This window comes from Daejeonella sp., from assembly GCF_044232565.1.
In the GTDB taxonomy this organism is placed as follows: domain Bacteria; phylum Bacteroidota; class Bacteroidia; order Sphingobacteriales; family Sphingobacteriaceae; genus Daejeonella.
In genome coordinates this window covers 1-12,558 of record NZ_JBIILQ010000061.1, presented here as the reverse complement: position 1 = coordinate 12,558, position 12,558 = coordinate 1, and the positions used below count along the sequence as shown (strand labels likewise).

At 35.7% G+C, this 12,558-nt stretch carries 13 protein-coding genes; 7 read left to right on the top strand and 6 right to left on the bottom strand.

Features of this window, described 5'->3' with window-relative positions; genetic code table 11:
• Together ACILQF_RS05270 and ACILQF_RS05265 are read right to left on the bottom strand one after the other, a co-directional pair.
• A partial coding sequence (locus ACILQF_RS05270) for a M48 family metalloprotease (RefSeq protein ID WP_395626366.1) occupies positions 1–1,263 on the bottom strand: 1,263 nt, incomplete at its 3' end.
• Positions 1,264–1,456: 193 nt separating this feature from the next.
• The gene (locus ACILQF_RS05265) at positions 1,457–2,230 is read right to left on the bottom strand and encodes a DUF1080 domain-containing protein (protein ID WP_395626365.1); all 774 of its coding nucleotides are present in this window, start codon (positions 2,228–2,230) and stop codon (positions 1,457–1,459) included.
• A gap of 131 nt (positions 2,231–2,361) precedes the next feature.
• Here ACILQF_RS05265 and folB point away from each other — a divergent pair, with 131 nt between their 5' ends.
• A complete protein-coding gene (gene folB, locus ACILQF_RS05260) occupies positions 2,362–2,727 on the top strand; it encodes a dihydroneopterin aldolase (RefSeq protein ID WP_395626364.1) in 366 nt (121 codons plus the stop codon).
• Positions 2,728–2,773: 46 nt separating this feature from the next.
• On the opposite strand, the gene ACILQF_RS05255 is transcribed toward folB, so the two are convergent.
• Positions 2,774–3,202 (bottom strand): acyl-CoA thioesterase, encoded by a 429-nt coding sequence (locus ACILQF_RS05255; RefSeq protein WP_395626363.1) that lies wholly within the window; start codon positions 3,200–3,202, stop codon positions 2,774–2,776.
• 284 nt (positions 3,203–3,486) lie between these two features.
• Here ACILQF_RS05255 and ACILQF_RS05250 point away from each other — a divergent pair, with 284 nt between their 5' ends.
• The gene (locus tag ACILQF_RS05250) at positions 3,487–4,797 is read left to right on the top strand and encodes a nicotinamide mononucleotide adenylyltransferase (RefSeq protein ID WP_395626362.1); all 1,311 of its coding nucleotides are present in this window, start codon (positions 3,487–3,489) and stop codon (positions 4,795–4,797) included.
• Between the two features lie 57 nt (positions 4,798–4,854).
• Here ACILQF_RS05250 and ACILQF_RS05245 read toward each other — a convergent pair whose 3' ends face one another.
• Positions 4,855–5,346, bottom strand: coding sequence for a YajQ family cyclic di-GMP-binding protein (locus ACILQF_RS05245; protein WP_395626361.1), 492 nt, complete (start codon positions 5,344–5,346; stop codon positions 4,855–4,857).
• Positions 5,347–5,418: 72 nt separating this feature from the next.
• On the opposite strand from ACILQF_RS05245, the gene ACILQF_RS05240 reads away from it, so the two are divergent.
• From ACILQF_RS05240 to ACILQF_RS05230, 3 genes are all read left to right on the top strand, one after another.
• Positions 5,419–5,976, top strand: a complete 558-nt coding sequence (locus ACILQF_RS05240) for a hypothetical protein (protein ID WP_395626360.1) — start codon at positions 5,419–5,421, stop codon at positions 5,974–5,976.
• 127 nt (positions 5,977–6,103) lie between these two features.
• Complete coding sequence (ppk1, locus tag ACILQF_RS05235) at positions 6,104–8,158, top strand: polyphosphate kinase 1 (RefSeq protein ID WP_395626359.1); 2,055 nt, start codon at positions 6,104–6,106, stop codon at positions 8,156–8,158.
• A gap of 4 nt (positions 8,159–8,162) precedes the next feature.
• Positions 8,163–9,047, top strand: coding sequence for an exopolyphosphatase (locus tag ACILQF_RS05230; protein WP_395626358.1), 885 nt, complete (start codon positions 8,163–8,165; stop codon positions 9,045–9,047).
• A gap of 7 nt (positions 9,048–9,054) precedes the next feature.
• Here ACILQF_RS05230 and ACILQF_RS05225 read toward each other — a convergent pair whose 3' ends face one another.
• Positions 9,055–9,684: a phosphatase PAP2-related protein gene (locus ACILQF_RS05225; RefSeq protein WP_395626357.1), complete on the bottom strand. Its 630-nt coding sequence runs from the start codon at positions 9,682–9,684 to the stop codon at positions 9,055–9,057.
• A gap of 100 nt (positions 9,685–9,784) precedes the next feature.
• Entirely contained in the window at positions 9,785–11,068 is a 1,284-nt protein-coding gene (locus ACILQF_RS05220; protein ID WP_395626356.1) for a murein hydrolase activator EnvC family protein, read from the bottom strand.
• A 137-nt stretch (positions 11,069–11,205) separates the two neighbouring features.
• On the opposite strand from ACILQF_RS05220, the gene ACILQF_RS05215 reads away from it, so the two are divergent.
• Both ACILQF_RS05215 and ACILQF_RS05210 read left to right on the top strand, forming a co-directional pair.
• Positions 11,206–12,381 (top strand): MFS transporter, encoded by a 1,176-nt coding sequence (locus ACILQF_RS05215; RefSeq protein WP_395626355.1) that lies wholly within the window; start codon positions 11,206–11,208, stop codon positions 12,379–12,381.
• Positions 12,382–12,384: 3 nt separating this feature from the next.
• A partial coding sequence (locus tag ACILQF_RS05210; protein WP_395626367.1) for a DUF3820 family protein occupies positions 12,385–12,558 on the top strand: 174 nt, incomplete at its 3' end.

Genomic DNA, 12,558 nt, shown 5'->3' with positions numbered 1-12,558 from the left:
ATCTTTCAATTCCTTGAAGTTCTTCATGCTTTGAGAAAAATAGGCGGAATAGGTATTGAAATCTGCTATAGAACTTGCACCCAAGATATGATAAATGGCATTATTGTGCGCTATCAGATAGCTTAACGTTCTAACGTTTGAATCTTCTTTTCCTTCTTTCGGCTTTACATCGGCCAGTATCGAAATGGCATTTAGTCCGTTTATTTTTACTGTAACAGATTCAATTACTCTTAAATTATAATCGGCAATCGACTTTTCAGCCGCCGACTGCAAATTAGTGCCTCCCGCTAAAGTCATCATTAAAATTGCTTTGCCACCTTTTGGTGCCAATTGTACACGTTGCGGCGTATTTTGATAGTTCCAGCCTTGTGGTGTCGGGAATTCGAATTTTAATTCTGGATGATAAAAGACATTATTCTCCAAGAAACCTTGTCTCGGGTCTTCTCCATAAACCAATCCCTCAATTTTTCTTAAATAGCTATCGCGATTAATACTTGGATTGTTGAGCTTTAACTTATTTTTCCACTCCACAGATAAATTCATAACGGCAGTATTTCTCGAGCCTGGATTAGGGTGCGTCGACAAAAAGTCTGGGAGCTCTCCTCCTTCAGTTCCACTGCTTTTTCTTTCTAGCGTATTAAAGAAACCCGCCATTTCCTTTGCATCATAACCAATTTTAGATGAATATTCAACACCAAGCTCATCAGACTGACGTTCAGCATCGCGACCGAATTTTAAAAATAATAAACCTAAGCCTTGGGAGAGGGGTTCTGCAAATTCTGCTACTTGCGGAACAAGAATCATGCTTCCTATGAGTCCCACCTGACCTAAAACCGCCTTTGTTTGTTGCGAAACAGAATGCCTAGCTGTAATGTGTCCAATTTCGTGACCTAAGACTCCCGCAAACTCGGCTTCATTATTAAAATGTGCCATAATGCCTCTTGTGAAATAAACGTATCCTCCTGGGACAGCAAAAGCATTTAGGACTTCTGAATCCAAAATTTTAAACTCATAATTTAAATTGGGACGGTGCGAGATGGCTGCCATATCTTTCCCTTTTTGGGTGATGAAGTCTTGAAGTTGTTTATTTTCATAAAGCCCATATTGCGCAACAATTTGTGGGTCAGCATCTTTGCCCATTGCAATTTCCTGCTCCTCCGACATGAAAACGAGTTGTTTTTTTCCAGTTACCGGATTTAAAGCGCATGAATTCACTAGAAAAATTGAAGCAATTAGGCTAGCATATAAAAATATGGTCTTCATCTTCGTGTATTTTGGGAGTTTAAATCAATATTCAAGCCAAGAAATCGGACAATAAACGATTGAAATGCATTGTGAAAATCAATTCACAGGGCATAAATTCTTTGCATAGAAGGTTTAAGAATTATTCCATTCCGAACTCATTTCCTTGTTATTCGTAGGAAAGAGAGTATTTTTTGAAATTATTTTGCCCTTGTTACAGTTCTCTGATCCAAATATTACGGAAGCTGATGGGCTCGCTCGGATCGCCATGGTCTTGTAATTTTATGGGTAGGGGGCCATGTTTTTTGTAAAATGGAGCACCGATATAAACTGTTTCTCCTTTTATTTCAGTATTATTTTGAATAAGAACGTTATTGTGAAAAGCAGTAATTCTGGCAGCAGTTTTTAAGCTTCCATCTTCATTAAATTGAGGAGCCGTCCATAAAATATCGTAAGATTGCCATTCTCCGGGCTTTCTAGTGGCATTTACCAATGGTAAGGCTTGCTTATAAATGCTTCCTGCTTGTCCGTTGCTATAAGTTGTATTTTTGTATGAATCAAGTATTTGAATCTCATAACCATCATCACCAGGGCCTGTTGATGCCAAGAAAATTCCGGAATTACCTCTTCCTTGTCCGCTACCTGTAATATTCTCTGGTATTAACCACTCAATATGTAATTGATAATTTGTGAATGATTTCTTGGTTTGAATATTGCCAGTGCCTTTTTTTACGGTGAAGCTATTATCATTTAGGGTCCATTTTGCTGCAGATTGATCATTTACAGATATCCATTGATCAAGGTTATTTCCATCAAATAAGATGATAGCATCTGAGGGAGCTTTTTGTATTGGCGTGGGACTGCTCTTTAATTCGACTTCTTTTGGTACCGGCGTCCAAACTTCGGTGTCTTTAGGACTTGCTCTCTGTGCATTTACATAGCTAATGGAACATGTTAAAAATGCACTGATTAAAAAGATACGTTTCATGATTTATTGTTTCCGCTTAATTTCAAATTGTTAATTGGATTTGAAGGTAATATTTTCTCCTCTAATTCTTGTTTTTTTTTGTTGAGATTCTACCAACATCTTAGATTAAATAAATTCATATTTTTGTAAACATGGGAACTATCAGTCAAAAAGTAAGTTTAGAAGCTATTCGTTTTTTTGCATTTCATGGTTTTTACTCTGAAGAGCAGTTATTGGGTACCGAGTTTATCTTAGATATTGATGCTATCCTTGAGGTTTTTGATGATGGGAAAGATGAATTGGCCAATACTGTAAATTATGTGAGACTCTTTGAGATTGCATCCGAAGAAATGAAGATCACAAGAAAACTCATTGAAACTGTGGCACATTCGATACTTGAACGCATCCGCCATGAGTTTTTAACTGTCCAGCTTATTCGTGTTTCCATCCGTAAAATGAATCCTCCATTGGGTGCAGAAGTTAGAAATTCGGCTATTGAACTGACTTTCAGAAGATAGGATTCAAGTAATTTGGCCTCTGTGAAATAGTTAAAGATTTATGAAATTAATTCTCGCCCATTTTAGTTTTCTGCTTTAGTGGAATGGGAATAGCCTTATGGCTTTTGTAATCAAAAGTAACACACATTGTTTCACCACTTGTGCAGATTTCCTCCTTACCATCAATTAATTTGACAAGAATATATTCTATGTCGAAGCTCGAATTACCTATTCTTGAGGTTTTTACATAAGCGTATATTTCATCCGTAAAAACAATAGGTTTCAAATAATCTACAACAGCACGTCTGATAATTATTCCTGCCTCATCCCAATTCCACTCAATTATTTCATCCCAATAGGATGATCGTGCAATTTCAAAATAGGTGAGGTAAATGGCATTGTTAACATGTCCAAATGCATCTATATCAGCAAAGCGAATGGGTATTTTAATTCGATATTTAAAATCTTCACTTAACAATTCAGGTCTTGTTATCATCTTTTTTTAAATTTCAGGGTCGAATTTTATTTCTAAATAGCGATTAGTTTTCGTCGAAATTATCGTAAAGTGTATGCTGCGTGTAAATATACTTGAAAATGAAGACGAATATCAAATTGAAATTACTCATTTGGTTTAAAGATGGAGAAGTTGAAAATCTATTATGATGCAACCTCGATTTAGAAATTAACATTTGAATGATTATTTTCAAGACATGCATCAATTTTATTGTCTTTTCTCTTTCTAAATTTTAGCTTCAAGCACAAAAAACGTAATTTTGTAGCATGCCTAGAGAAATTTTAGAGAATAAGAGGAAAGCACTCAAGATAAATTTGGATGAATCTATTTACGGAACTTTTGCTGAAATAGGCGCGGGGCAGGAGGTTGCACGTAATTTTTTCACTGCTGGTGCTGCTTCTGGGACCATTGCTAAAACGATGTCGGCCTACGACATGGTGTTCAGTAATTCGATTTATGGTGCTGAGGAATCGGGTAGATATGTTTCTGAATCGAGGCTCGATAAAATGATTCAGCATGAGTTTGAATTGTTATCCGAACGTTTAATTGGTCCTAAATATGAAGGCAAAACTTTTTTCGCTTTCGCCGATACGGTAACTACCCTAAATTTTAATAAAACTAATGATCCGCACGGATGGCTCGGGATTCGTTTTCAGCTTACTCCGGGTGGCGAGCCCAATGATATCGTTTTTCATGTTCGTTTATTGGATAGTGATTCAAGCTTACAACAAAATGTGTTAGGTATTTTGGGCGTAAACTTGGTTTATGCAGCTTATTTCTACCACGATAATATTCAGCACATGATTGAGTCGCTGGTTGATAATTTAACCGTGGGTTCGGTAGAAATAGATTTAATTAGCCTAAGCGGACCCCAGTTTAAGGGTTCAAATGATCGATTAGTGAACCTTTATCTAATTGCTAAGGGTTTCTCTGGCGCCGCTATTTTCGATCAAACAGGGCAAGCTCGCCAGTCGAAGGATGTACTTTACAAAAAGGATGTCATGATTTTACGTACCAAATTCGGACAAAAATCTACTCCTAATTTCGACCTTTTCAATAAGGCTGTAGAACAATTTAAGCGGACACAAAACGTGGATGATAAGAATCTCATTGTTTTGATTGAGGTGCTCATGAATAATTTCTTGGATGATCAATCTGAATTGGGTAATGAGGAGCTAGAAAAATTCGCGAAGCGTGCAGAAGAGCTTTGTGCGACAGGAAATTATGTAATTGTATCTGATTTTACTCGAAATCATAAACTTGCCCAGTATCTTTCGCGTTGTAGCCCTAATAGTGTAGGTATTTCAACTAATATTGCCAACCTAAAAAATATTTTTAACTCTAAAAATTATAGTGAGAACTATACGGATGAGCTTTTAGCTTACATTAGCGATCTGTTCAGCAAGAATGTGAAGCTTTATGCCTATCCCTATTTAGATAAGGAAAACAATCAAATCATCACTACCCGAAATATGCCCGTTTCAAATGAAGCGAAACATTTATTCGAATTTTTGACGCAAAATTCGTATATTATGGATATTGATGAATATGACACAAAATTTGTGAAAACGATCTAATGAGTAACTCTTAGATTTATTCTGATTGTTATTCAGTTTTTTACGAATTTCTTGAGGCTAGTTTCTCATATTGATATACTGCAAAGGCTGTCCGAAATCCTCGGTACGGCAAAGTGAAATCACAGCTTGTAAATCATCAATTTTTTTGCCCTGTACTCGCAATTGATCATCCATGATAGATGCTTGAACCTTTAAGCCACTATCTTTGATTTTTTTAACGATTTTTTTTGCAACTTCCTTGTCAATACCTTCTTTAATCTTTATTTCTTTACGAAGCATGTTTCCTGAAGCATATTCTTCCTTTCCTAAATCCATGCTCGAAGGGTCAAGGTTATGCTTCACCATCCGTGTAATAATTGCGTCCTGGATAGCTTTTAGGCGCATATCGTTCTCCGTTATGATGGTAATTTCATTGGTTTTTTTATCGAGTTCAACGCTACTTTTTGAATCGTTAAAATCATAGCGGTTTAGGATGTCTTTTTTTGCGGTATTGATTGCATTGTCAAGTGTTTGACCGTCAATCTTACTTACTATATCAAATGTTGGCATAATTATGTTTTTTAAACAATTTTTTCAATATATTTAAATCATTACAAAGATACAATCAATATTAGAAAGATTATGAAAGCTAACAAATCAAAAATATCAGACAAAGCTGATAAAAAAACAGCTCAAAAAACAGTGAAGAAAGAATTGGAAATTTCTATCACCCATAAATTTTTGGATGCATTAAAAGGTTTGGGTTATGATGCTGAAAATTTCTCAAAAGAAGTTAAAAAAACAAGTAAGGAACTAGCAAAAAAAATATCTAAAAAATATAATGAGGTAAAGCTAGCAGTGGAAGATAAGCTTGTGAAGCAAGCTGAAGAAATCAAAATCAAAAGGATTAAGAGTTCTGTTACTACTAAAGCTAAAGCGCCACTTAAGCCTGCTAAAAAGCCTCTTATAAGCAGTTCGAATTTGATAAAAGATAAGAAAGTTGTGGTGGCTAAGACTCCAGCTGTTACAGCAAAAAAAGTGACGAAGGTTTCAAATACTCGCGCTCCAAAAACGGTTACGAAAGTTGCTACAGTTGAAACAAAAACTGTTAGTGTTAAAAAAGTAGAAGGAGCTAAGGCCTTACCAAGGACAAATAAAGCATCTGCAGCGAGCCCCAAAGTGCTAAAAAACAAGGATTAGAGTTTAAAATAATTGTGTTTTTGTAGCCTTGGGCACTAGATTTAATCTGGACTTAATAGTTTATTAATATTTATTTTTAATTTTTACAATCCCGTATTATTAGAAACGGGATTGTTTATTTTATCACATGCCAAAGAATATTCCGCTTATAAATCGAGAGATTAGCTGGTTGTCGTTCAACGATCGGGTATTGCAGGAGGCTGCTGATAAAACTGTCCCATTAATAGAGCGTATTCGTTTTTTGGCAATTTTCTCGTCCAATTTAGATGAGTTTTATCGTGTTAGGGTAGCAACGCTCAATAGGCTTTCAAGTTTAAATACCAAAGCAAAGGAATTATTGGGTTTTAATCCTCGGAAAACATTAAACGAGATTAAAAACATTGTAGTTCAACAGGAGCATAGGTTCAATTATTTGTACCGAGATGTTATCCTCAAAGAGCTTGAACAACAGAAAATATTTATTTTAAATGAGCAGCAGTTAAATGTTTCACGCGGCTTATATGTTAAAAATTATTTCAGAGAAAAGGTGCTTTCTACACTTGTTCCTGTTATGATTGATAAAAATGAACCATTTCCTGAATTAAAGGATCGCGCCATTTATTTTTTTGTAAGGCTTGTACAACATAAGAATCTTGAGAAATCGCGACTAGCTTTAATAGAAATCCCAACTGATGGTTCCAATAGATTTTTGGTCCTTCCTGAGTCTAATAAGTTAAAATTTATTACGTTAATTGATGATATCATTCGCTATTGTTTGGATGAGATATTTTTCATCTTTAAATATGATCAAATAGAATCTTATTCGATACAGCTTACACGTGATGCTGAGCTAAATTTGGATAAGCATGTTAGTGATAAATTTATTGAAGCCCTAACGAAGAGCTTAAATAAGAGGAGTAAGGGGCGGCCAATGCGTTTACTTTATGATAAGGATATGCCACTAGATATGGTAAACTATCTGGTTGATAAATTGGATCTCAATACCGATGGATTAATTCCTGGCAATCGGTACCATAACTTTAAGGATTTTATAAGTTTTCCAAATGTTGGAGACGAGAACCTTGAATATTTACCTATGCCTTCGCTTCCCGTTCAGGGATTGTCGATTATGAGCAGCATATTTGCGCAAATTGCTAAACGTGATTACTTAATTAACCTGCCTTATCAGTCTTTTGATTATATCATCCATTTTTTGAGGGAAGCGGCTATCGATCCTAAAGTGAAAGAGATTAGCATAACCTTATATCGACTTGCCGAAAATTCAAGAGTAATACATGCATTAATTAATGCGGCAAAAAACGGGAAGAAGGTGTATTGCTTTTTGGAGCTTAAGGCAAGGTTTGATGAACAGGCTAATATTTATTGGACTAATAGGCTCGAGGAGGAGGGGGTAATTGTTAATTACGGAATTCTTGACTATAAAGTGCATTCTAAAATTTGCCTTGTTAAACGGCATGAGCGGGGTAAAGATATTTACTATTCAAACCTTGCTACAGGTAATTTCAATGAAAAAACTGCCAAGCTATATGGTGATCATAGTCTTTTTACGGCTAACCCAGAAATAAATAGCGAGCTTGTTAAACTATTTGAGGGATTACGTACACAAACTTTTTATAAGGGTTATAAGCACTTGATTGTTTCTCCGCTTGAGAGCAGGCAGAAGCTCAATAGTTTAATTAATCATGAAATTAAAAATGCAAAAGTAGGTAAGAATGCCTACATCATTCTGAAAATGAATAGTTTGACGGATGAAGATGTAATTGCTAAACTATATGAAGCCAACAATGCGGGCGTGTCTATTAAGCTAATTATTAGGGGGATGTGTTGCATTGTTCCGGGAGTTGTAGGATTTAGTGAACGCATTGAGGTAATTAGCATTATTGATCGTTTTTTAGAACATGCAAGAGTTTGGATTTTTGCTAATTCTGGAGAAGAAAAAGTGTATCTTACTTCAGCTGATATAATGGCTCGAAATTTGGACCATCGGGTGGAGGTAGGCTTTCCAATTCTAGATCAGGAAGTAAAATTAGAAATTCTTAAAATCATTGATATCCAATTAAAGGATAATTCAAAGGCCAGAGAAATTAATAAGCTGAATAATAATCGTTACCGCAAGACTAAAAGTAAAGTATCTGTTAGAGCCCAGACTGATATTTATCATTATCTAAAATATAAGAAATAATAAATTGAGATACGCCGCTATTGATATAGGATCGAATGCTGTCAGGTTGTTAATAGCTGATATCAAGTTTAATGAAGAAGCTATTACTTTTAAAAAAAACACACTCATTCGCGTGCCCCTTAGGTTAGGTGACGATGCCTTTCTAGACAAGAAAATTTCACCTAAGAAAATTGATGAGCTTTTAAAAACAATGGTTGCTTTTCGAAACTTGATTGATGTTTATAAGGTTAGTGAATACATGGCCTGTGCTACGTCGGCTATGCGTGAAGCAAGTAATGGAGCCGCAATTGTAGCAAGAATTAAAAAGGATGCAGGGATTGATTTGGAGATTGTTGAAGGGCAAAGAGAGGCCAAAATTATTTATGCAAGCCATATTGAGGAGACTTTAGATCTTAAGAAAAATTACCTGTACATTGATGTTGGTGGTGGTAGTACGGAACTTTCTGTTTTTTGCAAGGGAGAAATGATTGCCTCGCGCTCATTTAACCTCGGAGGTATACGCATTCTTGATAATCAAGACAAAGATGAAACTTGGGCAGAAATGAAGGAATGGGTAAAGAATCAGGCGCAGAATCACAAAAATCTATCAGGGATTGGCACGGGGGGGAATATCAATAAATTATTTAGGATGTCTGATCAAAAAGATGGAACGGCACTCTCAGTAGTAAAGTTGAAATCACTTTATGATTACCTGAATTCATTTTCCTTGAAGGATAGAATTAATGTTTTGGGACTCAACCATGATCGAGCGGATGTAATTATTCCTGCCGCCGAAATATATCTTAGCGTAATGAAATGGGGTGGTGTTAAGCAAATTTTTGTTCCTAGAGTGGGTTTAGTTGATGGAATAATTCAATTGCTAATAGAAGAAAATTCAAAAAAGGACTAAAATTGAATTAAGAATTCACGATTTTTTTGGATCCTATCCAAAGAAAATAAGTAATTACCGGCGCCATAACCACATCCATAGTATAATGTACATGCTGTAATAAAACCGCAATTCCAATAAAAATAGTTGCGATAAGGGCTAAAATTTTATCCGTTTTCTTCTTTAAACATAAGAACATTAAAAACATTGCAGCAGTATGGCCAGAGAAAAATAAGTCTTTGGTTATAAATTTAGGCCCATAAAATTGGTTGCTAATTGGATCATGTATTGGTATCAAATCAGCGGGTGCATTTAGTGGAAAAAGTCCGATGCTTATGAATCTAGATAGGTTAATCAGTATAAATCCCCATAAAAATGTAAGAAAAATACTTGGATCTTGTCTAAATCGGCTAAAAGTTAGTAGAGCCATAGACCAAATTACTGCAAAAATAAACAAGGATAGATCGTAGGCTGGCAACCATGCCAATAAATAATCGTTAAAACTAATACCATTTCTCTCTTCAATTGCTTGATAAAAAAAAGGCAGAGATAGTAGAATGAAAGAAATTAGGATTAATCCAACAACTAATTTTTTTCTATAATCGGAAGATTGCCAGTTGCTTTTCCAAAGCTCTAGAACTGCTCTTTGTTCAGACATTGTTTGTTAAAAATAATTATACAATTTGCAAAGGTACAGTTTTTAATTTTTTAAGAGAATCGAAATTGGATATTCAATTTAAAATAATTTACACGCTTTGTTATTGGATCCAACTAGATGGGTTTACTGGAGTTCCACCTTTCCAGATTTGAAATTGCATCTCTGTTAGCCCTTCCGATTGGTCGGTAGCCACTGATCCGATTGATTGCCTCGCTTGGACTTCCTGCCCTCCCGAGACGCTAACGTTTTTTAGCTTTGAATAGATGGAAAAATATTCCCCATGTCTAATAATCACCGTATAGGAATTTACTAGAAAAATCACTTTGCTAACTTTACCCCCATAAACTGCCGAAACTGTGGCATCAGGATCAGTTTTGATGGTTATTCCCGGATTAAAAATAGTGATATTATTGTATTTATGCTGTCCGAATCCTTGAGTAATAATTCCCTTTGCTGGCTTTTGTAAACGCCCTCTACTGCCTAAAAAAGAGGAGGAGAGCTTGGCATCTGCAGGACTTGATGCTAAGATAGAGGATCCTTTTGCTTCAGAAGTAATTTTCTTTGTAGGTTCGCTTACAAGTGTCGTAGTTTTCGTTTTGTTGGCCTTTGCTTTTGCCTCAGCGGCAAGTCTTTCGCGTTCAGCGGCTTTTTTCTGTTCTGCTAAAATTTCTTTCTGAATTGCCGCCTGAATGGCATTGTTTAATGCTGCAGCCTCCTTTTGTTTTTTTGATAACTGCTGCTGAAGATTTTTATCCTGTTTCGTTAATGTATTTAGGATTTTAGATTGCTGTACTTTATCCTTTCCTAAGGTTTGTTTTTCTGTTATTTGATCCATCAATAAATTGCTTTTCTCCCTTTTATTAAGGTCTAAAATCGATATCTCTTTCTTGAGGGTACTTTGCGTGTTTTGGATCGTATTTGCCTGTTTTTTTCTAAACTTCCCCGATTGTTGTATGTATTTAAGCCGCATATATGCTTGATTGAAATCTTTAGCAGCAAAAAGAAACATTAATTTATGGTAAGCACCTTTATTTTTGAAGGCAAAAACAATCATTTTAGCATATTCAGCTTTTAATTTATTCAAATTCGATTGTAGCGTTCTAACCTCTGTAGTATTGCTGATAATTTTAGTATCCAGCATTTTAATCTCCGTATTTATAGTGCCAATCTTTTCCTCCCTTAACCTGATTTGGGTATTTAATAAATTGATCTGATTGAGAGAAAGCTTCTTGCTTTTGTCGATTTTACTTCTGCTTTTCTTGAGCTGCTCAATTTCTTTATTAATAACATCCTTACGCTTTTTTAAGGCCGAGCTAGTCTGTCCGAAAGCGGAACCTAACGTTAAAAAGAGGATTGTAAAAGTAATGAGTTTAAGGAGACGCATAGATGGTTATTTCGCGTCGCAAAACTATTAACATTCCACGAAATAATTCAATATTTTTTAATTAAATCATTTTTTTTGATCTTCTTATTTCAAAAATTATCGATTAAATTCTGCTTACTTTTGTTTCACCCTATTTTATGTCTACGCTCAAACACCCGATCTATAATTTACAATTTGGCCTGCTTTGTTTGAGCTCATTTCTGTTTTCAGCTAGTTTTAATATGCTTATACCTGAACTGCCAGCTTACCTCAGTAGCATGGGTGGGGCGGAGTATAAAGGGTATATCATCGGACTATTCACCATAACAGCTGGAATTGCCAGGCCATTTAGTGGTAAGTTAACGGATAAAATTGGACGGGTTCCGGTAATGGCTATAGGGTCTTTAGTTTGTGTGGTTTGTGGTTTATTATATCCTCTACTAACAACAGTTGCCGGTTTTTTATGGTTGAGGTTATTTCATGGTTTCTCCACAGGATTTAAGCCTACCGCAACTGCAGCTTATGTAGCCGATATCGTGCCTGCCAATAGATGGGGTGAGGCTATGGGGATCCACGGATTGTGTTTTAGTACAGGTTTAGCTGTTGGGCCTGCCATTGGAAGTGAATTAACCGAACAATTTTCAATAAATGCCATGTTTTACTGTTCATCTTTTATTGCGCTTTTTTCTATTATTATTCTGATGAATATGAAAGAAACCCTAAAAAAGAAGGAGACATTCAATTTTTCAATGTTGAAGATGAGTAGGACTGAATTAATTGAATTAAGGGTTTTGCCAGGGGCAATAGTCACCTTTTTATCCTATCTCAGCTATGGAACAATTCTTACCGTTATTTCTGATTGGGGTAGTCATCTGGGCGTGAATAATAAGGGCCTTTTTTTTATGGTTTTCACCATTTCATCTCTTTTGATAAGGTTTTTATCAGGTAAACTATCTGATCGAATTGGTAGAGTGAAAATTATTAAATCTTCTTTATTTTTATTGGTGATTGCTATGATTTTGATTGCTAGGGCTGATTCTGCTATGGCACTGATGTTTTCTTCCGCAGTTTATGGGATTGCTACCGGAATGTTGTCGCCGGCAATAACCGCTTGGATTGTGGATCTTAGTCACCCTGATTATAGAGGGAAAGCCATTGCTACCATGTACATCGCACTTGAAGCTGGAATCGGACTCGGTGCTTTTGTTGCAGGCGCTTTGTTTGTTAGCGATGTTGCCATGATTCCACTCACTTTTTACGTGATTGGGTCACTTACTATGCTTGCATTGCTTTATCTTCAGTTTATTTATCGACCTTCTGTAAAAAAGATTTAATTAATGAATCCTGAAATCTTATTAGAACTGGTGAATATTAGAATGCCTTATGGTAAATACAAAGGAAGGTTAATTTGTGATTTACCTGAGTTTTACTTGGTTTGGTATCATTCCAATGGCTTTCCTGCAGGTAAAATTGGTATTTTGCTGGCCACCATGTATGAAATTAAACTAAAT

Coding starts and splice junctions, on each gene's coding strand:
- ppk1 (WP_395626359.1), top strand. CDS start 6,104: ATGCCAAAGAATATTCCGCTTATAAATCGAGAGATTAGCTGGTTGTCG.
- ACILQF_RS05265 (WP_395626365.1), bottom strand. CDS start 2,230: ATGAAACGTATCTTTTTAATCAGTGCATTTTTAACATGTTCCATTAGC.
- ACILQF_RS05250 (WP_395626362.1), top strand. CDS start 3,487: ATGCCTAGAGAAATTTTAGAGAATAAGAGGAAAGCACTCAAGATAAAT.
- folB (WP_395626364.1), top strand. CDS start 2,362: ATGGGAACTATCAGTCAAAAAGTAAGTTTAGAAGCTATTCGTTTTTTT.
- ACILQF_RS05215 (WP_395626355.1), top strand. CDS start 11,206: ATGTCTACGCTCAAACACCCGATCTATAATTTACAATTTGGCCTGCTT.
- ACILQF_RS05225 (WP_395626357.1), bottom strand. CDS start 9,684: ATGTCTGAACAAAGAGCAGTTCTAGAGCTTTGGAAAAGCAACTGGCAA.
- ACILQF_RS05245 (WP_395626361.1), bottom strand. CDS start 5,346: ATGCCAACATTTGATATAGTAAGTAAGATTGACGGTCAAACACTTGAC.
- ACILQF_RS05220 (WP_395626356.1), bottom strand. CDS start 11,068: ATGCGTCTCCTTAAACTCATTACTTTTACAATCCTCTTTTTAACGTTA.
- ACILQF_RS05255 (WP_395626363.1), bottom strand. CDS start 3,202: ATGATAACAAGACCTGAATTGTTAAGTGAAGATTTTAAATATCGAATT.
- ACILQF_RS05240 (WP_395626360.1), top strand. CDS start 5,419: ATGAAAGCTAACAAATCAAAAATATCAGACAAAGCTGATAAAAAAACA.